General features: G+C 69.6%; 21 protein-coding genes. 2 read left to right on the top strand and 19 right to left on the bottom strand.

Features of this window, described 5'->3' with window-relative positions; all coding sequences use genetic code 11:
• Positions 1-167 precede the first annotated feature (167 nt).
• From V8Z80_RS05995 to V8Z80_RS05940, 12 genes are all read right to left on the bottom strand, one after another.
• Positions 168-1,049, bottom strand: coding sequence for a PhzF family phenazine biosynthesis protein (locus tag V8Z80_RS05995; protein WP_155195384.1), 882 nt, complete (start codon positions 1,047-1,049; stop codon positions 168-170).
• Positions 1,042-1,458, bottom strand: coding sequence for a monovalent cation/H(+) antiporter subunit G (mnhG, locus tag V8Z80_RS05990; RefSeq protein ID WP_155195385.1), 417 nt, complete (start codon positions 1,456-1,458; stop codon positions 1,042-1,044). The genes V8Z80_RS05995 and mnhG overlap by 8 nt, the downstream gene beginning before the upstream one ends.
• The gene (locus V8Z80_RS05985; RefSeq protein WP_155195386.1) at positions 1,455-1,736 is read right to left on the bottom strand and encodes a K+/H+ antiporter subunit F; all 282 of its coding nucleotides are present in this window, start codon (positions 1,734-1,736) and stop codon (positions 1,455-1,457) included. The genes mnhG and V8Z80_RS05985 overlap by 4 nt, the downstream gene beginning before the upstream one ends.
• On the bottom strand, positions 1,733-2,233 hold the full coding sequence (locus V8Z80_RS05980; RefSeq protein ID WP_155195387.1) for a Na+/H+ antiporter subunit E: 501 nt from the start codon (positions 2,231-2,233) through the stop codon (positions 1,733-1,735). Before V8Z80_RS05980 ends, V8Z80_RS05985 begins: the two co-directional genes overlap by 4 nt.
• A complete protein-coding gene (locus V8Z80_RS05975) occupies positions 2,230-3,828 on the bottom strand; it encodes a monovalent cation/H+ antiporter subunit D (RefSeq protein ID WP_336061350.1) in 1,599 nt (532 codons plus the stop codon). The genes V8Z80_RS05980 and V8Z80_RS05975 overlap by 4 nt, the downstream gene beginning before the upstream one ends.
• Positions 3,825-4,169 (bottom strand): Na+/H+ antiporter subunit C, encoded by a 345-nt coding sequence (locus V8Z80_RS05970; protein ID WP_155195388.1) that lies wholly within the window; start codon positions 4,167-4,169, stop codon positions 3,825-3,827. Before V8Z80_RS05970 ends, V8Z80_RS05975 begins: the two co-directional genes overlap by 4 nt.
• On the bottom strand, positions 4,169-7,054 hold the full coding sequence (locus V8Z80_RS05965; RefSeq protein ID WP_336061349.1) for a monovalent cation/H+ antiporter subunit A: 2,886 nt from the start codon (positions 7,052-7,054) through the stop codon (positions 4,169-4,171). The genes V8Z80_RS05970 and V8Z80_RS05965 overlap by 1 nt, the downstream gene beginning before the upstream one ends.
• 446 nt (positions 7,055-7,500) lie before the next feature.
• Complete coding sequence (phaR, locus tag V8Z80_RS05960; protein WP_155195412.1) at positions 7,501-8,067, bottom strand: polyhydroxyalkanoate synthesis repressor PhaR; 567 nt, start codon at positions 8,065-8,067, stop codon at positions 7,501-7,503.
• A gap of 15 nt (positions 8,068-8,082) precedes the next feature.
• A complete protein-coding gene (locus V8Z80_RS05955) occupies positions 8,083-8,820 on the bottom strand; it encodes a 3-ketoacyl-ACP reductase (RefSeq protein WP_155195390.1) in 738 nt (245 codons plus the stop codon).
• A gap of 91 nt (positions 8,821-8,911) precedes the next feature.
• Positions 8,912-10,537: a PHA/PHB synthase family protein gene (locus V8Z80_RS05950; protein ID WP_336061348.1), complete on the bottom strand. Its 1,626-nt coding sequence runs from the start codon at positions 10,535-10,537 to the stop codon at positions 8,912-8,914.
• Between the two features lie 117 nt (positions 10,538-10,654).
• Positions 10,655-11,446 (bottom strand): peptidoglycan editing factor PgeF, encoded by a 792-nt coding sequence (gene pgeF / locus V8Z80_RS05945; RefSeq protein WP_155195391.1) that lies wholly within the window; start codon positions 11,444-11,446, stop codon positions 10,655-10,657.
• Positions 11,434-12,393: an RluA family pseudouridine synthase gene (locus tag V8Z80_RS05940; RefSeq protein WP_336061347.1), complete on the bottom strand. Its 960-nt coding sequence runs from the start codon at positions 12,391-12,393 to the stop codon at positions 11,434-11,436. The genes pgeF and V8Z80_RS05940 overlap by 13 nt, the downstream gene beginning before the upstream one ends.
• Before the next feature lie 53 nt (positions 12,394-12,446).
• Between V8Z80_RS05940 and V8Z80_RS05935 the strand changes: the two genes are divergently transcribed.
• Positions 12,447-13,295: an outer membrane protein assembly factor BamD gene (locus V8Z80_RS05935; protein ID WP_155195393.1), complete on the top strand. Its 849-nt coding sequence runs from the start codon at positions 12,447-12,449 to the stop codon at positions 13,293-13,295.
• Here the strand turns inward: V8Z80_RS05935 and V8Z80_RS05930 are convergent.
• Positions 13,288-15,384 carry an ATP-dependent DNA helicase gene (locus V8Z80_RS05930; RefSeq protein WP_336061346.1) on the bottom strand — a complete coding sequence of 699 codons (2,097 nt, stop codon included), beginning with the start codon at positions 15,382-15,384 and terminating at the stop codon, positions 13,288-13,290. The genes V8Z80_RS05935 and V8Z80_RS05930 overlap by 8 nt on opposite strands.
• A gap of 170 nt (positions 15,385-15,554) precedes the next feature.
• Between V8Z80_RS05930 and V8Z80_RS05925 the strand changes: the two genes are divergently transcribed.
• Positions 15,555-17,930: a Tex family protein gene (locus V8Z80_RS05925; RefSeq protein ID WP_336061345.1), complete on the top strand. Its 2,376-nt coding sequence runs from the start codon at positions 15,555-15,557 to the stop codon at positions 17,928-17,930.
• 73 nt (positions 17,931-18,003) lie between these two features.
• On the opposite strand, the gene ypfH is transcribed toward V8Z80_RS05925, so the two are convergent.
• The 6 genes from ypfH to V8Z80_RS05895 form a co-directional block, all read right to left on the bottom strand.
• Entirely contained in the window at positions 18,004-18,705 is a 702-nt protein-coding gene (ypfH, locus tag V8Z80_RS05920; RefSeq protein ID WP_155195396.1) for an esterase, read from the bottom strand.
• Between the two features lie 75 nt (positions 18,706-18,780).
• Positions 18,781-20,142: a tryptophan--tRNA ligase gene (locus V8Z80_RS05915; protein ID WP_155195397.1), complete on the bottom strand. Its 1,362-nt coding sequence runs from the start codon at positions 20,140-20,142 to the stop codon at positions 18,781-18,783.
• A 67-nt stretch (positions 20,143-20,209) separates the two neighbouring features.
• A complete protein-coding gene (locus V8Z80_RS05910) occupies positions 20,210-21,199 on the bottom strand; it encodes a Bug family tripartite tricarboxylate transporter substrate binding protein (RefSeq protein WP_336061344.1) in 990 nt (329 codons plus the stop codon).
• A gap of 104 nt (positions 21,200-21,303) precedes the next feature.
• Positions 21,304-21,975: an RraA family protein gene (locus V8Z80_RS05905; RefSeq protein ID WP_155195399.1), complete on the bottom strand. Its 672-nt coding sequence runs from the start codon at positions 21,973-21,975 to the stop codon at positions 21,304-21,306.
• A complete protein-coding gene (locus tag V8Z80_RS05900; RefSeq protein ID WP_155195400.1) occupies positions 21,975-22,790 on the bottom strand; it encodes a carbon-nitrogen hydrolase family protein in 816 nt (271 codons plus the stop codon). The genes V8Z80_RS05905 and V8Z80_RS05900 overlap by 1 nt, the downstream gene beginning before the upstream one ends.
• Positions 22,787-23,740 carry a LysR family transcriptional regulator gene (locus V8Z80_RS05895; RefSeq protein ID WP_155195401.1) on the bottom strand — a complete coding sequence of 318 codons (954 nt, stop codon included), beginning with the start codon at positions 23,738-23,740 and terminating at the stop codon, positions 22,787-22,789. The genes V8Z80_RS05900 and V8Z80_RS05895 overlap by 4 nt, the downstream gene beginning before the upstream one ends.
• Positions 23,741-23,779 lie beyond the last annotated feature (39 nt).

The following is a 23,779-nucleotide window of genomic DNA, read 5'->3' as shown; positions in this document are numbered from 1 at the left end:
TCGGACCGGACGCCGGACCCGGCCGCGCACCGAACCCCCGCCGCCCGGCACACCCGGCGTTTCCGAAAGTCAAAAGGCACTGCCTGCAAGCAGTGCCTTTTGGCTTTTCGCCCCGGACCGGCCAGGGGACCGCGGCGGCCCGGCGGCGTTTGCCTGCTGCGGCGCGCTCAGACGTTGACCACGCCCTGCCCCAGCGGCATCACCCGCCCCCCTACCCGGATGGCCCCGTCCGGACGCACCTCCAGCTGCAGGGTGCAGGGCCGGCCTACGAAGGTGCCTTGCTCGACCTTCACATGGGTAGGCACTTCCTTGCCGGTCAGGATCAGCCAGCCGCCCAGGTTGGCGCAGGCCGAACCGGTGCCTGGATCCTCGTCGATGCCGCCGGTCACTGTCGAGAAGAAGTAGCGCGCCAGGGCCCGCTTGCCGAAACGCGTGGGGCCGGCCGATTCAAGCGGCGAGAACACGTAGGCATTCTTGCGCCCGCGGGCATTGGCCGGCCACGTGCCGAGCAAGGCGGCGTTGGGCTGCGCCCGGCGCACGATATCGGGGTTCTTGACCGGCACCAGCAGCTGCTCGTTGCCGGTGTCCACCCAGACCGGATGATCGAGCAGATCGTCCACCTGCAGGCCCAGCATGGCCGCGATCTCCGCATTGCTGGCCAGCGGCCGGTTCATGCGCGGGCCGCCGCTGGGCACTGGCGCCGTGAACACCCAATCGTCGCCCACGGCCTCGAGGGTGACGGCGCCCGCCTGCGTCTGCAGCGTGACCGGCGAGGCGCCGCCAGCCAGGCGGCTGACCACGTGCGCGGTGCCGATCAGGGGATGGCCGGCGAAAGGCAGCTCCATGCCCGGCGTGAAGATGCGCACCCGCGCGTCGGCGCCGCCTTCTGGCGGCAGCACGAACACGGTCTCCGACAGGTTGAACTGCCGGGCCAGCGATTGCATCTGGCTTTCGGTCAGCCCCAGCGCATCCTCGAACACGCACAAGGGGTTGCCGCCGAAAGGCGCCCGGGCAAACACGTTGACCAGGCTGAAGGCATACTCAGCCAATCCGTTCCCCCGGGCTTTCGGCCTGGTCCGGCTGCTGCGAATCGTCGTAGCCGGTCTGCTCCGAGCCAGGCGCCCTGCGCTCCAGGCGCTGTTCCCTGCCCGAGCGGTACAAGCCGACCTTGATCAGCAGCATGGCGCTCAGCGGCGCCGTCAGCACGATGAAGCAGGTGATCAGCAGTTCGTGGATCACCGGCCGGCCGGAGGTGGCGGTGAAATAGATCATGGAGGCGATCAGCACGCAGCCGCAGCCCAGCGTCGCGCCCAGCGTGGGCGCATGGATGCGCTGGTAGAAGTTGGACAGGCGCACCAGCCCGAACGAGCCGATCAGCGCCAGCAGGCCGCCGGCCACCAGCAACAGCGCCACCGGGATGGCGAGCCACAGCGGCAGGGTTTCGACCTGGGCGCTCATGGCTCGATGACCTCCCCGCGCAGCAGGAACTTGGCCATCGCCACCGAGCCCACGAAACCGAACAGGGCGATCAGCACGGCCACCTCGAAATACACCGCGGTGCCCAGCCGTATGCCCTGGGCGAGCACCAGCAGCATGCCGTTGATGTAGAAAGCGTCCAGCGCCAGCACGCGGTCCTGGGCGGTGGGGCCGCGCAGCATGCGCACGGTGGTGCAAGCCATGCCCAGCAGAAAACAAAGGCTGGCGAAGCCGGCCGCCAGCGGTACGATGGCGTTCATTCGTAGATCTCCCGAAGCGGGCGCTCGTAGCGCGTCTTGACGATACGGATCCATTCGGCCTCGTCCTTGAGGCTGAGCACGTGCAGCGTCAGCTCGCTGCCGTCGGCCTTCAGTCCGGCAAAGACGGTGCCTGGGATCGAGGTGACCACCGCGGCCAGCACCGCCAGGCCGTGCGGATCGCGCAAGTCCAGGGGCACCTGGATGAACCCGGAATGCTGGCGCCGCTCGTCCCTGCCTAGTATGACGCAGGCCACGGCAATGTTCGAGCGCACGTTATCGACCAGCACGTTGCCCAACAGCCTGAGGATGGCCGGCGTGAGCCGCGCGCGGGCCTTGAGCGGGCGCAGCCGGTCGGCAGCCACCGGCCCGAACCAGGCCAGCGCCAGCCCCAGGGCAACGTATCCGGGCGAAGTGCTGTCGTTCATCAGCAGCCACAGCACCAGCAGGAACGCCGACAGCGGCAGCGACGGGAACCAGCGGGATTTGAAGGATTTCATCGCCCGCCTCCTTGGCCGAGCACGGCATCGATATAGCCTTGCGGCGCGTGCAGGGCCTGCGCGGTCTGGTTCAGGTAGACCAGCACCGGCTCGGCCCAGATGGTCAGCGCCACGCAGCACAGCACCAGCGCGAATACCGGCGCGGCATCGAGCAGGCCGAGCTTGAGCACGTTGCGCTCGACCGCCCAGAAGGTACGGATGCCCGAGCGCGCCAGCGCCAGCACGCCGGCCAGCCCCGACAGCAGCAGCCCGGCCATCATGAGCCAGCCGGTGGCGGGCACGGCGGCGCCCTGCCCGCCTTGCAGCGAAGCCGACAGCAGGCCGAACTTGGCCACGAAGCCCGACAGCGGCGGCAGCCCCGTGATCAGCAGCGCGCAGACCACGAAACCCACGCCCAGGATGGCCATGACCGCGGGCAGCGCCACGCCGACCACTTCGTCCGGGCGGTCAGGGTCCACCGGATCGTCCAGGCCGAAGGCTTCCAGGCTGATCGCCAGCATGTTGGCGCCGAACGGCCGGTTGCGTTCGATCAGGTCGATCAGCAAAAAGAAGATCGAGACCGCCAGGGTGGACGTGATGAGGTAGTACAGCGCCGGCCCCAGCGCCGCCGTGCTGCCCAGCCCGATGGCCGCCAGCAGCGTGCCGGAGGACACCAGCACGCTGTAGGCGGCCTGGCGCCGCAGCTCCTGCGCGCCTAGCAGGCCGGCCGAGCCCAGCATCAGCGTGAGCAGCCCGCCGGCGAACAGCCAGTCGCTGGCCAGCACCTGGCTGGCGCCCTCGCCCGAGAGCAGCGAGCTCAGCCGCAGCACCGCATAGATGCCGACCTTGGTCATGATGGCAAACAGCGCTGCCACCGGCGGCGTGGCCGAGGTATAGGCGGCCACCAGCCAGAAGTTCAGGGGCCAGACGGCGGCCTTGATGAGGAAGGCGCAGCCCAGCACCGCCAGGCCGGCATGCAGCAAGGCGCGCTCCGGACCGGCGATGGCCGGCATGCGCACTGCCAGGTCGGCCATGTTCAGCGTGCCCGCCGCCCCGTAGATCAGGCTCACGCCGATCAGGAACAGGAAGGCGCCGACCAGGTTGACGGCGATATAGTGCAGGCCCGAGCGCACCCGCGCCACGCCCGAGCCATGCAGCAGCAGGCCGTAGGAAGAGGCCAGCAGGATCTCGAAGAACACGAACAGGTTGAACAGGTCGCCCGTCAGGAAAGCGCCGTTCAGGCCCATCAGCTGGAACTGCAGCAGCGGGTGGAAATGCACCCCCACGCGGTCCCAGCGCGAGAGCGAGGCCACCAGGCAGGCCAGCCCCAGGACGGCCACCAGGACCAGCATCAGCACGGCCAGCCGGTCGGCCACCAGGACGATGCCGAAGGGCGCGGGCCAGTTCGCCGGCAGGTACACCAGGCTGCGCACGCCCGTCTCGCCGCTGACCTGGCCCAGCAGCAGCAGCGAGACCGCCAGCAGCAAGGTGGTGGCCACCAGGTTGAGCACGGTGCGCGCGGTACGGTGCGAATCGCCCAGCAGCAGCATGGCCGCGCCGGTGACCAGCGGCAGCACGATGGGCAGGATGGGAAGATGGTTCAGCAGGAAGTTCACGACTCGGACTCCTTGCCATCCACGTGATCGGTGCCGGTCAGGCCGCGCGAGGCCAGCAGCACGACCAGGAACAGCGCCATCATGGCAAAGCCGATGACGATCGCGGTCAGCACCAGGGCTTGCGGCAGCGGATCGGTATAGTGGGCCAGGTCGGTGGGCACCCCGTCCACGATGAGCGGGGGCATGTCCGTCTTGAGCCGCCCCATGCCGAAGATGAACAGGTTCACCGCGTAGGACACCAGCGACAGGCCCATGATGAACTGGAAGGTGCGCGGGCGCAGCAGCAGCCAGACGCCGGAGCCGGCCATGACGCCGATGGCCAGGGCAAGAATCAGCTCCATCAGCCTGCCCCCCCGTCGCCGGCCTTGCGGTGGCTGCGCGCCGACTGGTGGGCCAGCGCCACCAGGATGAGCACGGTGGCCCCTACCACGAGCATGTATACCCCTATGTCGAAGAACAGCGCGCTGCCCAGGTGGATCTCGCCCAGCAGCGGCAGGTAGCCGTGGTAGGACAGGCTGTCCATGTAGGGCTGCCCGGCCAGCCAGGATGCCGCCCCGGTCAGGGCGGCGATCAGGATGCCCAGCCCTACCCAATGTTGCGGATGCAGGCGCATGCGCGATTCGACCCAGGCGGTGCCGCCGACCATGTATTGCAGGATCACCGCCATGGCCATCACCAATCCGCCCACGAAGCCGCCGCCGGGCTGGTTGTGCCCGCGCAGCAGGAAGAACACGGAAGCCAGCGCCGCCACCGGCAGCAGCAGGCGCACCAGCACCGCCGGCACCCGCAGGTAGCCATCGGGCAGCTCGCCGCTTTCGCGGCTGCTGGCATAGGCATGCGGATCGCGCTGCTGGTGCGGCAGGTCCATGCTTTCGGGCGCGGGGCGGAAGCGCCGCAGCAAGGCATAGACGGTCAGCGCCACGATGCCGAGCACGCCGATCTCGCCCAGGGTGTCGAAACCGCGGAAATCCACCAGGATGACGTTGACCACGTTCCGGCCTTCGCCTTCGGGCAGCGCGCGCTCCAGGAAGAACGGCGCGATGCTGTCGGGCGCCTGGCGCGTGAACACGGCATAGGACAGCCAGGCGATGCCCGCGCCCGCGCCCCCGGCGATCAGCAGGTCGCGGCCGCGGCGCAGCCGGGCGCGCAGCGAGGTCTCGGCCATGGGCAGGCGCTTGGGCAGCCAGCGCAAGCCCAGCAGGATCAGCACCAGGGTGACGATCTCCACGCCCAGCTGGGTCAAGGCCAGGTCGGGGGCCGACAGCCAGGCGAAGGTCAGGCAGGTGACCAGGCCCGCCCCGCCCATCAGCACCATGGCGGCCAGGCGGTGGTACTTGGCCTGGTAGGCCGAGGCGATCGCGCATACGCCGCCCAGCAGCCACAGCAAGGCGAACCAGGGATCGAAGGCGGAAACCACCTGCCCCGGCGAGCCGGCGCCCTGCCCCCACAGCGCCAGCGCGCCCATGGCCAGCACCACGCAGACCAGGGCCAGCATCTGCACCTGCAGGCGTTCGGAATTGACGGTGCGGGTGAGCCACTCGGCGCCCGTGGCCAGGGCCTCCTGGAACCATTCGAAGGTGCGCTTGCCGTCGAAGCGGTAGATCAGCGGCGTGCCGTCGAGCTGGCCCATCTTGAGGTTGCGCCGCAGGGTGTAGTAGCCGATCACGCCGCCGGCCAGCGCCAGCAGGCTCATGATCAGCGGCAGGTTCACGCCGTGCCAGACCGACAGGCTGAATTCGGGCAGGCGATCGCCCAGCACCGACAGTCCGGCCGCGCCCAGCACGCCGCTGACCGTCAGGCCCGGCACCACGCCCACCACCAGGCACAGCAGCACCAGGAATTCGATGGGGAAACGCATCCAGCGCGGGGCCTCGTGGGGCTCGCGCGGCAGGTCGGTGGCCAGCGGGCCAAAAAAGACCTGGTGGATGAAGCGCAGCGAATAGATCACGCTGAAGGCGCCGGCCACCGTGGCCGCCACCGGCAGCCCGATCTGGGTCCACATCGAGCCCGAGGTGGTGTAGACCGTTTCGGCGAAGAACATTTCCTTGGACAGGAAGCCGTTGAGCAGCGGCACGCCCGCCATCGAGGCGCTGGCCACCATGGCCAGGGTCGCCGTGATCGGCATGGCCCGGTATAGGCCGCTGAGCCTGCGCATGTCGCGGGTGCCGGTTTCGTGGTCGATGATGCCGGCGGCCATGAACAGCGAAGCCTTGAAGATCGCGTGATTGAGGATGTGGAAGATCGCCGCCAGCGTCGCCAGGTCGCTGTTCATCCCCAGCAGCAGGGTGATCAGGCCCAGGTGGCTGATGGTCGAGTAGGCCAGCACGCCCTTGAGATCCTGCTGGAAGATCGCCGCGTAGGCGCCCAGCACCAGCGTGCACAGCCCCGGGCCGCCGACGACCCAGAACCACAGCTCGGTGCCATCCAGCACTGGCGAGAGCCGCGTCAGCAGGAACACGCCAGCCTTGACCATGGTGGCCGAATGCAGGTAGGCCGAGACAGGCGTGGGCGCGGCCATGGCGTGCGGCAGCCAGAAATGGAAGGGAAACTGGGCGCTTTTGGTCAGCGCGCCCAGGGCCACCAGCACCAGCACCGCCGCATAGGCGGGATGGTTGCGGATCAGCTCGCCCGAGCCCAGCACCTCGTCCAGGTCGTAGCTGCCCACGATATGGCCGATGAGCAGCACGCCGGCCAGCAGGCACAGGCCCCCGGCGGCAGTGACCGTCAGGGCCATGCGCGCGCCCTGCCGCGCATCGACCCGGTGATGCCAATAGGCGATCAGCATGAACGAGGCCAGGCTGGTCAGCTCCCAGAACAGGGCCAGCTGGATCAGGTTGCCCGACAGCACCACGCCCATCATGGCGCCCATGAAGGCCAGGAAGAAGGAGAAGAAGCGCGGCACCGGATCCTGCGGCGACATGTAGTAGCGCGCATACATGACCACCAGCGTGCCGATGCCGGTGATCAGCATGGCGAACATCCAGGAGAAGCCGTCCATGCGCAGCGAGAAGGTCAGCCCCAGCGCGGGTATCCAGGGCAGCGACAAGGCCACGACGCCGCCGTCGGCCACGCGCGGATACAGCAGCGCGACCTGCACCAGCCCGGCCAGTGCGATCAGGCCGGCCAGCCAGGCTTCGGCGTTGCGGGCGTTGGGCCGCATCAGCGCGGCCACCAGGCAGCCGGCAAAGGGCAGGCCCAGTATCCAGAGCAGCGACCATTCGTTCATGGACGGGCTCCGGCAGGAACGGCGGCCGCAACGCTCATGGACGGCCTCATGATCCGGCGCAGCGCCAGGTCATGAGGTCGGCCGGCGATGCGGGCCGGCTGGCAGGCGCTGGGCAGGCGCCACGGGTAAGGATCGGCATGCTTGGACAGACTTTTCTCCTGGAAGCGGCGCGCCGCCAGGACAGCGCGCAGGTTCGTTGGCAGGGACGCGTCGGCAGGCGCCAGCCCGGCCGCCCGCCAAGACCGGGCCTGGCTTGCAGGCCGACACCCGAGCGGCGATCTCCCGGTAACAGCAGGATCGCGACGGCAGGGTTGATGGGTTTTGGTTTTAGCGGGCGTCGCCCCGGGCGCCCACACGGGGCCCGGCGGCTGGTGCGCGTGCTGCGCTGCGCTTTACTTTACCAGACCGGCACGCCTTTCCACACAGTGAAAAGCAAAAAAAACGTATCAGCCTTTGTTGCGCGTGCCGGGCCCCTGTCCGGGGCCGAAGGGGAAGTTCGAGAACATGGAGCGGGTCTGGTCCTGCATCTGGTCCTGCATCTGCACGAACAGGTTCTTGCTCTGCTCGATGTAGCTGTTCATCATGTTCTGCATCATCGGGGTCTGCACGTTCATGAACTGGGCCCAGGCCTCGGGGCCGAACTGCTGGCCGTACAGCCCCTTGGAGTGCTCGGTCATGCGCTCCTGGATTTCCATGAAGGCCTGCAGGTTCTTCTCCAGGTAGGAGCCCATCATGCCCTGCAGCGCATGGCCGTAGAAACGGATGATCTGCGCCAGCATGTTCGAGGAGAACATCGGCACGCCGCCGCTTTCCTCTTCCAGGATGATCTGCAGCAGGATGCTGCGCGTCAGGTCCTCCGAGGTCTTGGCGTCCACGACCTGGAAGGCCTCGTGGGCCAGCACCAGCTGCTTGACGTCGGCCAGCGTGATGTAGGTGCTGGTGCGCGTGTCGTACAGGCGCCGGTTGGGGTATTTCTTGATCAGTCGGGCGTCGCTTGCCGGGTTTTGTTTCATGGACATGTTCTCCGCTCAGCCCATGTGCAGGCCGCCGTTGAGCGAGAAGTCCGCTCCGGTGGCAAAGCCCGCATCGTCCGAGGCCAGCCAGGCCACGATGGAGGCGATTTCCTCGGGGGTGCCCAGCCGCTTGACCGGTATGGTGTTGACGATCTTGTCCAGCACGTCCGAGCGGATCGCACGCACCATGTCGGTGCCGATATAGCCCGGCGAAACGGTATTGACCGTGACGCCCTTGCTGGCCACCTCCTGGGCCAGCGCCATGGTAAAGCCGTGGATGCCGGCCTTGGCGGTGGAATAGTTGGTCTGGCCGAACTGGCCTTTCTGGCCGTTGACCGAGCTGATGTTGATGATGCGGCCCCACTGCCGGTCGACCATGCCGTCGATGACCTGCTTGGTCACGTTGAACAGCGAGTTCAGGTTGGTGTCGATCACCGCGCGCCAGTCGTCCAGCGTCATCTTGCGGAACACGCCGTCGCGGGTGATGCCGGCGTTGTTGACCAGCACGTCGACCTCGCCATGCTCGCGCTTGACCTTGTCGAAGGCGGCCTGGGTGGAATCCCAGTCGGCGACATTGCCCACCGAGGCATGGAACTCGTAGCCCAGCGCCTTCTGCTCATCGAGCCACTGCTTGAAGTTGCGGCTGGGTCCGCAGCCCGCCACCACGCGAAAACCTTCCTTGGCCAGCCGTTGGCAGATGGTGGTGCCGATGCCGCCCATGCCGCCGGTCACGTAAGCTAGTTTGCCGCTCATACCTGTCTGTCTCCCGTTCGAATGCGCCGCGCGGCTTGAAGACCAGGCCGGCCGGTAAATGTGTCAACCATACCAGAGTGCAACCGGTCCGTCAGACCGCCCGCACTTTCACGTAGCGGCCTGGCGCCGCCTCGATCGCCGGATAGCGGGCGCTGCCCGGCGTCCTGTGCTTGCGCAGCCTGCGGCCCGAATGGGCGGCCAGCCACTGCGACCAGTCGTTCCACCAACTGCCCGGCTGCTCCTGCGCCTGCGCCAGCCAGGCATGCGGGTCGCCGGGCAGGCGCCGCGCCTGCCCGGGCCAGACCCAATGGCTGCGCCGCCCGCGCGCAGGCGGATTGATCACCCCCGCCACGTGCCCCGAGGCGCCCAGCACGAAGCGGCAGGGCCCGCGCAGCACGGCGCTCGAGGCGTAGGCGGTGGTCCAGGGCACGATATGGTCCTCGCGCGAGCCGAACAGGTAGGCCGGCATGTCCAGCCGCGTCAGGTCCAGCGGCACGCCGCCGACCTTGATGCGGCCCGGCTGCTGCAGGTTGTTCTCCAGGTAGGTATTGCGGAAATACCAGGCGAAGAACGGGCCCGGCAGGTTGGTGCTGTCGGCGTTCCAGTACAGCAGGTCGAACGGCGGAGGCGTCTCGCCCTTCAGGTAATTGCCCACCACGTAGTTCCAGACCAGCTCGTTGGGCCGCAGGAAGGCAAAGGTGTTGGCCAGCTCCAGCGCGGACATCAGCCCGCCGGCGCCCAGCAGCTGGTCGCGCAGCGCCGCGTGGGCCTCGTCCACGAACACATCCAGCACGCCGGTCTGGCGGAAATCCAGCATGGCGGTCAGCAGCGTGAGCGCGGCCACCGGCCGGCGTCCGCGTGCGTGCGCCAGCGCCAGCGCCGAGGCCAGCATGGTGCCGCCCACGCAAAAGCCCAGCGCGTTGACCTGCGGCTGGCCGCAGATCTCGCTGGCCACATCGAGCGCACGCAGCACCGCGTGGTCGATATAGTCGTCCCAGGTCGCGCGGTCCACCCCGTCCTTGTCGCCAGGCAAGGGGTTGCGCCACGAGATCATGAAGACGGTAAAGCCCTGCCCGACGGCATGGCGCACGAAGGAGTTCTCGGGCTGCAGGTCCAGGATGTAGTACTTGTTGATGCACGGCGGAACCATGACCAGCGGACGCGCATGCACCGTCGGCGTGGCCGGCTCGTACTGGATCAGCTGGAACAGCGGGTTCTCGTAGACCACGCTGCCCGGGGTGACGGCCAGGTTCACGCCCACTTCGAAGCGGGACTCGTCCGACTGCAGGATGCGGCCGCGCCGCAGGTCGCGCAGCAGGTTCTCGATCCCCGCCTGCAGCACCTCGCCGCTGGACTGCACCAGCCTTTGCTGGGCCTCGGGATTAAAAGCCAGGAAGTTGGACGGCGCCATGGCGTCGATCCATTGCATCACCGAAAAGCGCAGGCGTTCGCGCAGCGCGGCCGGCACGTCTGCGGCATCGACCAGCCGCGCAAGCGAACGGGCGGCGACCAGGTACAGGTGCGCCATGAGCAGGTGCTGCGGGCTGCCGGCCCAGGCCTCGCCCTGGAAGCGGCGGTCGGCGGGGGGCGTGAGGGCCTGCCTGCCCGCCTCGGCGACCACGCGGCTCCATTCGCGGGAAAACTCGGCCTGGATCTCGGCCAGGGCCTGCGGCGCCACGGCGCTGGCCGTCCATGCGGCAGGATACGGGGCTTTCACGACAACACCTTGTTATGCGGCTTGCTGGGCTGGGAAAAGCGCGCCGCCTTTGCGCGCCTTGTCTCCCAAGGCATGGTGCATCGCAGCCTTGGCGCTGTCAATCCGCAGCCTTCAGGGCTAACCCGCACCCGTGCCGGTGAGCCAGGCCAGCACCGCCTGCCGGCCGGTCACGCCGCGGTCGCGGCGGTGCGAGAAAAAGACCTGCGGCTCGCTGGCGGTGCAGCGCTGGGCGATGTGGATTTCCTGGACCCCGGCGGCCGCCAGCCGCATGCGCGCCAGCGCATACAGGTCGGCCCACCACTTGCCCGGCGCGCGCGCGGGAAAGAACGCCGCCTCGGCCTGCGCCTGCGTGTCGAGAAAGGCCTGGCGCACCTCCTCGCCCACCTCGAAAGCCTGCGGGCCGATGCCCGGGCCTACCCAGGCCCGCCAGTGCTGCGCACCGGGCTGTCGCCGGCGCAAGGCCGCCACGGTGTTCTCCAGCACGCCCGCCGCCAGGCCGCGCCAGCCGGCATGGGCAGCGCCCAGCACGCGCGCCTGCGCATCGCAGATCACCACGGGCAGGCAATCGGCGGACATGACGGCCAGCACCCGGTCCGGCACGGCCGTGACGGCGGCATCGGCCTGCCGGTCCTCGATGGGACCGTCGGCATCGAGCACGCGCGCCCCATGCACCTGCGCAAGCCATAGCGGCTCGCCGGGCAGCGCCTGGCGCAGGCGCCGGCGGTTCTCGGCCACCGCGCCGGGATCGTCGCCAGCCTTCACGCCCAGGTTCAGGCTGGCATAGGGCCCCTGGCTGACGCCGCCCGCCCGGGTGGTGCAAAAGCTGCGCACCCCGGGCCAGTCGGGGCCGGATACCGGATCGAGCCGGGCCAGGGCCTGCTGCCGGGCGGCGGAAACTAGCTCTGCCATGCGATCTGCTCCATCACTTGCCGGATGTCGTCCGGCACCGGGGCCTCGAACGAGACGGGCGGCCCGCCGCCGGGATCCTCGAAAGCCAGCCGGCGCGCGTGCAGCATCTGCCGCCCCGCCCCGCCCAGCGCCTTGCCGCCATACAGCTCGTCGCCCAGCAGGGGGTGCCCGATGCCGGCCATGTGCACGCGGATCTGGTGCGTGCGGCCGGTCTCCAGGCGGCATTCGACCTCGGCCACCGGCTGGCCTTGGACCACCCCGCGGCGCAGGCAGGCATAGTGCGTGACGGCCGGCTTGGGCGCGAGCGGCCGGTCCACGCTCATGCGCACGGGGATGCGGGCATCACGCCCCACCGGCCGGTCGACCGTGCCGGCCTCGGGCGGCCTGCCCTGCGCCAGGGCCAGGTAGCGCCGGCTGACGGTGCGGGCCTGAAGCTGGCGCACCAGGTGGGTCTGGGCCTTCTCGTTGCGCGCCACCACCAGCAGGCCGGAGGTTTCCTTGTCCAGGCGATGCACGATGCCCGCGCGCGCGACCTGGGCAAGCTCGGGATAGCGGTACAGCAGCCCATTGAGCAGCGTGCCGCGCCAATTGCCGGCCCCCGGGTGGGTCACCAGCCCGGCCGGCTTGTCCACCACGATCCAGTCGGGGCTTTCGCCCAGCACCTCGAAGGGCACGGGCTCGGGCACGAAGGCCCCGGCCTCGGGGGCGGGCTGCTCGAACACCGTCAGTACCGCGCCGGGCCCGACCGCCTGCCTGACCTTGCCGGGGCGGCCATCGACCAGCACGTGGCCGGCCTCTATCCAGCCCTGCAGGCGGCTGCGCGAATGCTCGGGAAGCAGGGCCGCCAGCACCTTGTCGAGCCGGTCGGCGCGCGCCTGGGGCGGAACGGTCAGGACCTGCGGCTCGTCGTCGGAAAACCCCTGCGCGGAATCGGCTGTGTGGAGCATGGGCACAAATCATATAATCGGCTTGGCATGCTAACACCAAGGAAACCAGTCTGATGCGCCACTCTTCTGTCCCCGCAATTTCCGCCCCGACCGCGGGATCGGCCCTGCGGGTGCTGCTCGTCGCCGCGCTCTGCCTGCTGATGGCCGCTTGCGGCACGCGCAGCGCCGATTACGACGAGACCGCGAACTGGACGGCCGAACAGCTCTATCAGGATGCCAAGGCCGAGATCAGCGCCGGCAACTGGTCCGCCGCCCGCACCCGGCTCACCTCGGTCGAGGCGCGCTATCCCTTCGGCGTCTATGCCCAGCAGGCCCTGGTGGACCTGGCCTACGTCAACTGGCGCGACAACGAGCCCGAGCAGGCGCTGGCCGCGATCGCACGCTTCCAGCAGCAATACCCCAACCACCCCGGCAACGACTACATGCTCTACCTGAAGGGGCTGGTCAACTTCACGCCGCCCAGCGCCTTCATGTCCAGCGTCACCCGCCAGGACCCGGCCGAGCGCGACCCCAAGGGCCTGCGCCAATCCTACGACGCCTTCAACGAACTGCTGCAGCGCTATCCCGACAGCCGCTACGCCGACGATGCGCGGGCGCGCCTGACCTGGCTGGTCAACACCATCGCCATGAACGAAGTGCACGTGGCGCGCTACTACTACCAGCGCGACGCCTACGTGGCCGCCATCAACCGCGCCCAGACGGTCATCACCGACTTCGAGGGCGCGCCGGCCGCCGAAGAGGCGCTCTACATCCTGACCCTGGCCTACGACAGGCTGGGCATGACCGACCTGCGCGACGACGCCCGCCGGGTGCTGCAAGCCAACTACCCCAACAGCCGGTTCGTGGCCGAGGGCTACAAGGGCCCGTCGGCCTGGTACGACCCGTTCGGCTGGTTCAACTAGCGGCCTGCTCGGCCTGGGACACGCCGGTCGCGGTCCGCCGCGCATAGAACGCCAGCGCCTCGGCCTGCTCGCGGGTGCGAGCAAAGGGCGGCAGCCCGCGCCAGAGCTGCTTGCCATAGGGCTTGTCCACCAGGCGCGTGTCGCCCACCATCAGCACGCCCCAATCCGATTCGGTCCGGATCAAGCGCCCGGCGCCCTGCTTCAGGGCGATGGCCGCTTCGGGCAGCTGGTATTCGGCAAAGGGGTTGCCGCCGCGTTCACGGCAGGCGCGGATGCGCGCCTCGATGACCGGGTCGTCGGGGGGTGCGAAAGGCAGCTTGTCGATGGCCACCAGCGTGAGCGCATCGCCGGGCAGGTCTATGCCTTCCCAGAAGCTGGCGCTGCCCACCAGCACCGGATGCTCCAGCTTGCGGAACTGCTCGAGCAACTCGCGCCGCGGCGCCTGCCCCTGGCGCAGCAGCGGCCAGTTCCAGCCGCGCGCCTCGAATGCCTCTTGCAGCAGCTCGGCCACCCGCTCGACCGCCCGCAGCGTGGTGCACAGCACCAGCGCGCCGCCCGGACTGGCCTCGATCAAGGGCAGCAGCTGCGCCACGAAGCGCTCGGCGAACTGCGGCGACTGGGGCAGCGGCAGATCGCGCGGCACGAACAGCAAGCCCTGCTCGGCATAGGAGAACGGCGATTCCCAGCGCATGGCCTGGGCGTCGGTCAGCCCCAGCTGCGAAGTGAAGTGATAGAAGTCGTTGTGCACCGATAGCGTTGCCGAGGTCAGCACCCAGGCCTGGCCCGCCGGACGCAGGCGCGAGAAGGCCTGCGCCACCGACAAGGGCGCGGCGTGCAGCCGCAGGTGGTGCGCGCTCATCTCTATCCAGCGCACGGCGGCGCCCTCGGCCAACGCGGCCGCCGCCACCGACTCGCGCGCGGCCAGGCCGGCCTGCCCGGGCTGCGTTGGATCGGCAAGGCTGGCCGGCGGCACCGCCACCGGCGCGGGCTCGGCCTGGGGCTGGCGCCAGCGCTGCACGCGCTGCAGCAGTTCGCCGGCGCCGCGCGCCGCGGCCAGGATATCCGGATGGCGCTCGGCCGAGGCGGCCAGGGCTTGCTGCAAGGCATCGAGCGCCTGCTGCACGTCTTGCAGCGCGCCTTCGACGGCCTGCAACCCGCCCTGAGCCAGGGCTTCGAAAGTCAGCTTGCGCCCGGGCATCCGTTCTATCGGCGCGCACGCCAGGCGCAATTCGCGCGCCGCGGTCTCCAGCCGGCGCGAGGCGTCGGCCCAGTTGCAGGCCTCGCGCGCATGCGCCAGCCCGGCGGCTTCGGCGTTGCGGGCCAGGTCCAGCAGCTGGTGGGTGGAAACCGAAGTGCCCAGGAAGCGGGTGGCGGTGTCTGGCAATTGATGCGCTTCGTCGAAAATGACCGTGTCGGCCTGCGGCAGCAGGTCGGTGACGCCCTCTTCGCGCAGCATCAGGTCGGCCAGGAACAGCGCGTGGTTGACCACCACCACGTCGGCCTCCTGCGCCTGGCGCCGGGCCTTGAGCACGAAGCAGTCGCGTACCCGCGGGCAATCCTGCCCCAGGCAGTTCTCGCGCGTGGAGGTGACACGCTGCCAGATGTCGGCCTCTTCGGGCACGCCGGCCAGGTCGGCACGGTCGCCGGTACGGGACTCCCGGGCGAACAGCTCGATCTTGCGCAGCTGCCCGATCTCGCTGCGCGACTTGAGCGCCCGCTCGTCCTCGCGCAGCCGCTCCAGGTGGTAGTGGCAGACGTAGTTGCCGCGCCCCTTGAGCAGGGCCGCCGTCACGGGCACCGACAGCGCCGCGCGCACGCGCGGCAGGTCGCGCCCGAACAGCTGGTCCTGCAGGGCGCGCGTGCCGGTGGAGATCAGCACCTTGCCGCCGCCCAGAAAGGCCGGCACCAGGTAGGCCCAGGTCTTGCCGATGCCGGTGCCGGCCTCGGCCACCAGGGTGCCGCGCCGCGACAGGGTGCGGGCGATGGCCTGCGCCAGTTCGATCTGCGGGGTGCGCACGCGGTAGGACGGCGAGGCGGCGGCCAGCGGGCCATCGGGCGAGAAAAGTTCGGAGATTTCCGTATCGAGCATGGAAGAAGGCCTCCCACGCATCATACAGCGCCGGCGCCCGCGGCGCGCCGGCCGGGCGAGCCTGGCCGGGGCATTTTTGTCCTGCCCGCCCGCCAGGTGCACGGGCCGGGCGCCGGCAGCCTTATGGCACAATCCTGCGCTTGGTTTTCCCGTTTTCCTTGCCCGCAACGATGTCCGATACTTCCGTCTCCTACACCGCCGAGTCCGCCGACACCGTCAAGGCGCGCATCGTCGCGCAACTGGCCACCGAACTGGGCGTGCGCGCCAACCAGGTCGCCGCCACGCTCGAACTGCTCGACGACGGGGCGACCGTGCCCTTCATCGCGCGCTACCGCAAGGAAGCCACCGGCGGCCTGGACGACACGGTGCTGCGCAATCTGGAAGCGCGCCTGGGCTACCTGCGCGAACTCGAAGAGCGGCGCGGCGCCATCCTCGAATCCATCGCCCAGCAGGGCAAGCTCACCGAGGCCCTGCAACAGGCGCTGCGCGAGGCCGACACCAAGCAGCGGCTCGAAGACCTGTACGCACCCTACAAACCCAAGCGCCGCACGCGCGCCCAGATCGCGCGCGAAGCCGGGCTCGAGCCCCTGGCCGATGCCATCCTGGCCGATGCCGGCTGCGACCCGCAGGCGCTGGCCGCCGGCTATGTCAACGCCGAGGCCGGCGTGGCCGATGCCAAGGCGGCCCTGGACGGCGCGCGCGACATCCTGGCCGAACGCTACGCCGAGAACGCCGACCTGCTGGCCAGCCTGCGCGAGCACCTGTGGTCCACGGGCTTGCTGGTCTCCAAGGTGGTCGAAGGCAAGCAGGCCGAGGGCGACAACTTCCGCGACTGGTTCGACTTCAGCGAACCCTTGCGCACCCTGCCCTCGCACCGCGTGCTGGCCCTGCTGCGCGGACGCCAGCAAGGCGTGCTCGAGCTGCGGCTGGCGCTCGAACCCGAGTTCGAAGCGCAGGTGCCGCATCCTTGCGTGACCAGGGTGGCCGATTTCCTCAAGCTGGGCCGCGGGCTGTTCGACGCCGACGCCCCGCCGCGGGCCCGCTGGCTGGGCGAGGTCTGCCGCTGGACCTGGCGCGTCAAGCTGCTGACCGCCTTCGAGACCGAACTGATCGGCAAGCTGCGCGAAAACGCCGAGGCGCAGGCCATCCAGGTCTTTGCCGAAAACCTCAAGGACCTGCTGCTGGCCGCCCCGGCCGGCCCCAAGACCGTCCTGGGCCTGGACCCGGGCATCCGCACCGGCGTGAAGGTGGCCGTCATCGACCGCACCGGCAAGCTGGTCGACACCGCCACCGTCTACCCGTTCGAGCCGCGCCGCGACCGCGCCGGCGCGCTGGCCACGCTGGGCGCACTGGCCAAGCGCCACCAGGTCGAGCTCATCGCCATCGGCAACGGCACGGCCTCGCGCGAGACCGAGAAGCTGGCCGGCGAACTGATGGCGGCCCTGCCCGAGCTGAAGATGCACCGCATCGTGGTCTCCGAGGCCGGCGCCTCGGTGTATTCGGCCTCGGAACTGGCCGCGGCCGAATTCCCGGACCTGGACGTCAGCCTGCGCGGCGCCGTGTCCATCGCGCGCCGCCTGCAGGACCCGCTGGCCGAGCTGGTCAAGATCGAACCCAAGGCCATCGGCGTGGGCCAATACCAGCACGACGTCAACCAGCGCGAACTGGCCCGCTCGCTCGATGCGGTGGTCGAGGACTGCGTGAACGCGGTCGGCGTGGACGTCAACACGGCCTCGGTGCCGTTGCTGGCGCGAGTCTCGGGGCTTAACAGCCTGCTGGCCAAGAACATCGTCTCCTACCGCGACAGCAACGGCGCCTTTCCTTCGCGCCGGGCCCTGCGCGAAGTGCCGCGCTTCGGCGAGAAGGCCTTCGAGCAGGCCGCCGGCTTCTTGCGGATCCGCGACGGCGAGAACCCGCTGGACGCCTCCTCGGTGCACCCCGAAGCCTATCCCGTGGTCGAACGCATCCTGGCGCGCATCTCGGCCGATGCCAAGCAGGTGCTGGGCAACCGCGAAGCCCTCAAGGGCCTGTCGCCCGGCGACTTCACCGACGAGCGATTCGGCCTGCCCACCGTCAAGGACATCTTCGCCGAACTCGAAAAACCCGGGCGCGACCCGCGCCCGGAGTTCAAGACCGCCACCTTCAAGGAAGGCGTAGAAACGCTCAACGACCTGCTGCCGGGCATGATCCTGGAAGGCGTGGTCACCAACGTGGCGGCCTTCGGCGCCTTCGTGGATATCGGCGTGCACCAGGACGGCCTGGTGCACATCTCGGCCCTGTCCGAGAAATTCGTCAAGGAACCGCGCGACGTGGTGCGCGTGGGCCAGACCGTCAAGGTCAAGGTCCAGGAAGTGGACGTGGCGCGCAAGCGCATCGCGCTGACCATGCGGCTGAACGACGACGCGCTGCCGGCGCGCCGCGCCGCGGGTGCCTCGGCCGAGCCGCGGGGCGGCCGTGGCGGCGCCGGCCGGCGGCCCGGTCAATCGGCTCCGCCGCCCAGCGGCGCGATGGCCGAGGCCTTCGCCAAGCTCAAGGCGCGGCAGTAACCCTGGGCGCGGCGGCTGGCCTGCCCAAGGCCGGCCATCGGCCCGGCGGCTCACGCTGCCGGGCCGGCGCGGCTCAATGCAGGGTCGTGCCGGCCGGCGGAGCGGGGTCGCCCTGCAGGGCCTGCGCCCACTTGCGCAGCGGCACGCAGGTCTTCAGGCGCACGATGGCCTGGCGCACCAGCGCCGGATGCAACTCATGGCCCACGCGCCAGGCCACGTCTATCGTGGCATCGCCCTGCAGCTGCGCCAGGCGGTCTTGCGCGGCTTGCGCATGGCGCACCGGCACGACGGCATCCTGGGCGCCGTGCAACAGATGGATGGTGGTATAGCGCGGCGCAGTGGCCGGCAGGCTGGCATAGCGCCCGCCGAAGGCCAATACGCGTCCGGCCAGCAGCCGTTCGGCCTGCACGGCCTCCAGCGCCAGGGTCGCGCCCTGGCCGAAACCGGCCAGGGCCGTGTCGGCGCCGCGCAGTTTCAGGCGGTGCTGCGCCGCCCGCACGTAGTCGATCAACGCGGGCAAGGCCTGCGCCACCCGTGCCGGACGGTTGGCCTCGTCCACCCCGTGCTCGGAAAACCACTGGCGGCCCGGACGGCCGCCGTCGCAGGCTTGCGGGCCGGCCGGGATAAGGACCGCCGCGCCGGGAAACGCCACCCTTAGCGCCAGGCCCAGGGCCTCCAGGCCTTCGGGGCTGCCTGCCGCATCATGCAGCAATACGAACAACTGCCGCACTCGGGTGCCGGGGTTGGGCGAAAAAGCGATGCTGGAAACGGCCAATAGATGTCCTGTACAGGCGGCCGGCCTGCCGGGCCGGCGTCCCGGCCATTCTACGACAGGCCGGGCCGCGTAAGCCTAGCCGGCCGCCAGCGCAGCCAAGGCCTGCCGGGCGCGCGCCAGCAATGCGTCGCGCGCGGCCAGGTCGTCGGCCGCGGGACTGGCGGCCACGACCTGTTCGTCGAGCCGCAGCACGAAGCGCGGCCCGTCCTCGGCCTGCAGCTGTGCCGCCTCTCCCCCCTGCAGGCGCTTGAGCACCGCGCCGGCGGACTTGGGGTCGTCATAGGCGACCGAGCACAGCAGTTCGACGCCGTCGGCCGCCAGCAGGCGGAAGCGGAAGCGGCCGTCCTCGTCGCGGAAGCTGACAAAGCGCGCCTGGCGGGCAGCCTTGCCCGAGGCGGCCGGCTTGGCCGCGGCGCGGGGCGCAACCAGGCTGCGCAGGCCCACGGCCTCGCGCAGCGCCTGCATGCGGGGGCGGGCAATGCGGCGGGCGCGCTCGGCGCCGGCCATGAGGATTTCCTCGAGTTGATCGGGCCGCGCCATCAGGGCTTCGTAGCGCTCGCGCATGGGGGCCAGGTCGCGCTCGATCCGCTCGAACAAGGCCTGCTTGGCTTCTCCCCATCCCAGGCCGTCTTCCAGCGCCCGGGCGAACGAGGCGGTCTCTTCGGGCGCGGCAAAGGCCTTGTACAGGGTGTACAGGTGCGAGCTGCCCGGGTCCTTGGGTTCGCCAGGTTCGCGCGAATCCGTGACGATCCGCATGATCGCCGCGCGGGTGGCCTTGGCCCCGCCCTCGAGCAAAGGAATGGTGTTGTTGTAGCTCTTGGACATCTTGCGCCCGTCCAGGCCAGGCAAGGTGGCCACGTCTTCCTCGATGGCCGCCTCGGGCAGCACGAACAGCTCCTGGCCCTGCCCGTACAGATGATTGAATCGCTGGGCGATGTCGCGCGCCATCTCGATGTGCTGGATCTGGTCGCGCCCGACCGGCACCCGGTGGGCATTGAACATCAGGATATCGGCCGCCATCAGCACGGGATAAGAGAACAGGCCCATGGTCACGCCGTCGTCGGGTTCTTCTCCCTTGGCCACGTTCTGGTCCACCGAGGCCTTGTAGGCGTGGGCCCGGTTCATCAGCCCCTTGCCGGTCACGCAGGTCAGCAGCCAGCACAGTTCGGGGATCTCGGGAATGTCCGACTGGCGATAGAAGGTGACCTTCTCCGGGTCCAGCCCGGCCGCCAGCCAGGTCACCGCGATCTCCAGGCGCGAGCGGGCGATGCGGGCCGGATCGTCGCACTTGATCAAGGCGTGGTAGTCGGCCAGGAAAAAGAAGGCATCGACGCCGGGCTGGGCGCTGGCGGCCACCGCCGGGCGGATGGCGCCGACATAGTTGCCCAGGTGGGGGGTGCCGGTGGTGGTGATGCCGGTCAATACGCGGGTGTTCATGGGCGCGCGGGCTGCGTAGGAAACAAAGCCCGCAGTTTACCGCGCGCGCCGGCCGGTCCGGGCCGGTTCAATTCTCGGCCGCGCCCGAGACCTCGACCACCTGCTTCCACTTGTCCGACTCCTGGGCCAGGAAATCCTGCAAGCGGGCCATGGGCATTTCCATGGGCACCAGCCCCAGCCCGTTCAGCCGCTCGCGCACTTCCTCGGTCTTGAGCAAGGCGGCCGTCTCGCTGCGCAGGCGATCGAGGGCGTCCTGCGGCGTGCCGGCCGGCGCCAGCAGCAATATCCAGCCCTGCAGGTCGAAGCCGTCCAGCCCCTGCTCCTGCAAGGTCGGGATGTCGGGCAGCGAGGAGATGCGCTGGGCGGCGGTCACGCCCAGCGGCTTGACCTTGCCCGACTGCAGCAGGCTGCTGACCACCGGCACGTTGTCCGAGATGAAGTCCACCTGCCCGCCCACCAGGTCGGTGGCGGCCTGCACGCCGCCCCGGTAGGGCACGTGCGTGGCCTGGATGCCCGCCTGGTTCAGCATCTGCGAGATGACCAGGTGGGGCGTGGTGCCGTTGCCCGAAGAGCCGAACGCCAGCCGCCGGCCCGGCTCCTTGGCGTAGGCCATGAAGGATTTGAAATCCGAAACCGGATAGTCGGCGCGCACCACCAGCACCTGCGGCGCCCAGGCGACCGCGGCCACGGGCACGAAATCCTCGGCGGCGTGGTAAGGGACGGTGCCAGGCCGCAGCCACTGGGCGATGGACATGGGGCCGGTCGAGCCCATGGCCAGCGTGTAGCCGTCGGCCGGCTGCTTGGCCGCATAGTCGGTCCCGATGACCCCGCCTGCCCCGGTGCGGTTCTCGACGACGACGGCCTGCCCCAGCGCGGCGCCCAGCTTCTCGGCGATCAGGCGCATGGAGACGTCCGAGGAATTGCCTGGCGGAAACGGCACGATGATGCGCAGCGGCCGATCCGGCCAGGCGGCCTGGGCCGGCGCCGACGCCAGCGCGGCGGCCACTGCGGCCAGGATGCTGTGGCGCGCGCATGCGCGCATGATTCGAACGAACATGGTTGATTCCCCTTGCTTTGAATGAAACGGGGTCTGCGTGCCCCTGGTCCGGTCGCCTCCGGGACGGGCTGCCGTCCCGCCTCCTGAAAGCTGTTCCGCGCGGTTCAGCCTTGCATGGCGCGCAGCACGTGGGCGCTGGCCCCCGAGAGCTCGCCCAGGCGAGCGCCCCGTGCGATGCTGGCCGCGTTCTCTTCCTGCCTTGCCTGCTTGGCCAGCGCCCAGCGCGCCACCTCGTCCACGTCCTGCGGCGGCAGCACCAGCACGCCGTTCTCGTCGGCCAGCACCACATCGCCAGGGTTGACCACCACGCCGCCGCAGGAAACCGGCATGTTCAACATCCCGGCCAGGTCGTAGATGCGGGTCGTGATGGGCGAGATGCCCCGGCACCAGACGGGAAAATCCAGGCCCGCGATCTCGGAAGGATCGGTACACATGCCGTCGACCACCGCCCCGGCCGCGCCCGCCGCCACCGCGGCCTGCGTCACGCCGCCGCCCAGGCAGGCGTGCTTGCGATCACCCAGGCGGTCGATGACCAGCACGTCGCCCGGCCCGATCAGGCCCAGCGCGTGATGCAGCAGCGTGGAATCCTGGGCCGGCAGCGCCAGGGTGATGGCGCGGCCGACGACCTTCCTGCGGTGGTCGAGCGGGCGGATGGCCGGGCTCATGAAGCCCCAGTGGCGGACATGCCCCACCGTGGCCGTCTGCACCGGGGCCAGTTGCGCGGGCACCTGCGGGTCCAGCGGGCCGGGCATGGGTCCGATAACGTACTTTTTCATCACAGCACCTTGTGTTGTTCAAGCGGAATCTGCTGGCGCACCTGGGCAACGCGGTCCATGTCCAGCCATGCCGAGACATGGCCTTCGCCGTCGCTGGCCTTGGCGATAACGTGGCCCCAGGGGTCGCACACCAGCGAATGGCCGTAGTTGTGGCGCGTCTGGCCGCCCTGGCTGAACGGCCCGAACTGGCCGCAGGCCAGGAAGTGGCACTGCGTCTCGATGGCGCGCGCCCGGCACAGTACTTCCCAGTGGTCCTTGCCGGTCTGCAGGGTGAAGGCCGCCGGCAGGACGATGACTTGCGCGCCTTCGCGCACCAGCCGCTGGAACAGCTCGGGAAAGCGCAGGTCATAGCAGATCGCCAGGCCCACGCGCACACCGTCGACCTGCGCCACCACCACCTCGCTGCCCGGCGCCACGGCATCGGACTCGCCATAGCGCATGCCGTCGGGCGTGACGATGTCGAACATATGGATCTTGCGGTAGCGCGCGATCTCGCGGCCCTGGGGGTCGAACACCACCGAGGTGTTGTAGACCTTGTCGCCGCGCCCGCTCTGCTCGTAGAAGCTGCCGGTATGGACATAGATGCCGAACTCGCGCGCCAGGCCCTGGCACATCGCATAGGCCGGCCCGTCCCGCTCGGGCTCGCCAGCCGCCACCTTCTCGGCCACGGTTCCGCCGGACCAGTCGAAATGTTCCGGAAACATCACCAGGCGCGGCCGGTCCCTTTCGATGGCGCGGCGCGCCAGGCGCTCGGCGGCCTGCAAGCTGGCGTGCTTGTCCGACAGGCCGTTGGTCTGTATCAATGAAACCCTCATGGGTGCTCCTGTGTGGAATCGTCGTCCTGGCTGGCCCAGGCCCACGCCGGATCGGCGCTCTCGCAATACAGGGCGGCGGCCTGCCGGGCCAGCGCCGACACCGCCCGAGGCAGTTCGCTTTGGCCTTCGCGCGCAAAAGCGGCCACGTAATGCACGGGCACCGGCGGCTTGGCCGCAGGCAGGGCCACCAGCGTGCCCTGCTCGATCTCCCGGCGCACCGCGGCCCACGGCACGGGCGCAATGCCCACGCCGGCCGCCACCATCTGCACATTGGTAGGCAGGGTGGCCGAGGCATGGATGACCACGGTCTGTTGCGCGTGGTCGGCGAAATAGGCATCGATGCGCGCCTGCGAAGGCGAGCCCGGCGGATAGCCGATGATGGGATGCTGGGCCAGCTCCTGCGGCGTCAAGGGCCGCGAGGTGTCGATTCCCAGCGCGGGACTGGCCACGAAATGCATGGAAAACGAGCACAGCGGCGTGATCTCGAACTCCGGGCCCAGCACCGGCGGACTGGACACCAGCAGCATGTCCAGCTTGCCCGCCTGCATCTCCCTGAGCAGCCGGTCCGGCAAGTCGGTCGTCACGCTCAGCGAGACATGGGGAAAGTCCTCGCGCACCGTGCGCACCAGCGCCGGCAGGACGGTGGGCACCAGCGTGCTGACCGCGCCCAGCCGCACGTGGCCCCGCAACTGGCCCGGGTCCAGCATCTCCCGGCGCAGCAGGTGGCAGGCCTGGACGATGTCCTGGGCCCGCTCCAGGAAACGCAGGCCGGCCGGCGTCGGCATGAAGCCTTCGTCCGAGCGCTCGAACAGCCTCACGCTCAGGTCCTGCTCGATGGCGGAGATGCGATTGGACACGGCGGTCTGCGTAATGCACAGCTTGTCGGCGGTGGCCTTGATGCTGCGCAGCCGCGCCAGCCACAACACGGTTTCCAGAAATCTGAGGTTCATGCGGCTCTCTCGTGATGCGCCAGGTCGGGCCGGTGGCCG

The organism is Orrella sp. JC864 (assembly GCF_037026685.1).
Lineage (GTDB): Bacteria > Pseudomonadota > Gammaproteobacteria > Burkholderiales > Burkholderiaceae_B > Orrella.
Note: the sequence above shows the minus strand (reverse complement) of the source record. Positions and strands in the feature narration are given on the sequence as shown.

Excerpts from the sequence above, each read along its gene's own strand:
- V8Z80_RS05955 (WP_155195390.1), bottom strand. The coding sequence starts at position 8,820 with ATGAGCGGCAAACTAGCTTACGTGACCGGCGGCATGGGCGGCATCGGC.
- pgeF (WP_155195391.1), bottom strand. The coding sequence starts at position 11,446 with ATGGCAGAGCTAGTTTCCGCCGCCCGGCAGCAGGCCCTGGCCCGGCTC.
- V8Z80_RS05895 (WP_155195401.1), bottom strand. The coding sequence starts at position 23,740 with ATGAACCTCAGATTTCTGGAAACCGTGTTGTGGCTGGCGCGGCTGCGC.
- V8Z80_RS05930 (WP_336061346.1), bottom strand. The coding sequence starts at position 15,384 with ATGCTCGATACGGAAATCTCCGAACTTTTCTCGCCCGATGGCCCGCTG.
- V8Z80_RS05935 (WP_155195393.1), top strand. The coding sequence starts at position 12,447 with ATGCGCCACTCTTCTGTCCCCGCAATTTCCGCCCCGACCGCGGGATCG.
- V8Z80_RS05980 (WP_155195387.1), bottom strand. The coding sequence starts at position 2,233 with ATGAAATCCTTCAAATCCCGCTGGTTCCCGTCGCTGCCGCTGTCGGCG.
- V8Z80_RS05925 (WP_336061345.1), top strand. The coding sequence starts at position 15,555 with ATGTCCGATACTTCCGTCTCCTACACCGCCGAGTCCGCCGACACCGTC.
- V8Z80_RS05940 (WP_336061347.1), bottom strand. The coding sequence starts at position 12,393 with ATGCTCCACACAGCCGATTCCGCGCAGGGGTTTTCCGACGACGAGCCG.
- mnhG (WP_155195385.1), bottom strand. The coding sequence starts at position 1,458 with ATGAGCGCCCAGGTCGAAACCCTGCCGCTGTGGCTCGCCATCCCGGTG.
- V8Z80_RS05985 (WP_155195386.1), bottom strand. The coding sequence starts at position 1,736 with ATGAACGCCATCGTACCGCTGGCGGCCGGCTTCGCCAGCCTTTGTTTT.
- V8Z80_RS05915 (WP_155195397.1), bottom strand. The coding sequence starts at position 20,142 with ATGAACACCCGCGTATTGACCGGCATCACCACCACCGGCACCCCCCAC.
- V8Z80_RS05905 (WP_155195399.1), bottom strand. The coding sequence starts at position 21,975 with ATGAAAAAGTACGTTATCGGACCCATGCCCGGCCCGCTGGACCCGCAG.
- V8Z80_RS05900 (WP_155195400.1), bottom strand. The coding sequence starts at position 22,790 with ATGAGGGTTTCATTGATACAGACCAACGGCCTGTCGGACAAGCACGCC.
- phaR (WP_155195412.1), bottom strand. The coding sequence starts at position 8,067 with ATGAAACAAAACCCGGCAAGCGACGCCCGACTGATCAAGAAATACCCC.
- V8Z80_RS05970 (WP_155195388.1), bottom strand. The coding sequence starts at position 4,169 with ATGGAGCTGATTCTTGCCCTGGCCATCGGCGTCATGGCCGGCTCCGGC.
- V8Z80_RS05965 (WP_336061349.1), bottom strand. The coding sequence starts at position 7,054 with ATGAACGAATGGTCGCTGCTCTGGATACTGGGCCTGCCCTTTGCCGGC.
- V8Z80_RS05910 (WP_336061344.1), bottom strand. The coding sequence starts at position 21,199 with ATGTTCGTTCGAATCATGCGCGCATGCGCGCGCCACAGCATCCTGGCC.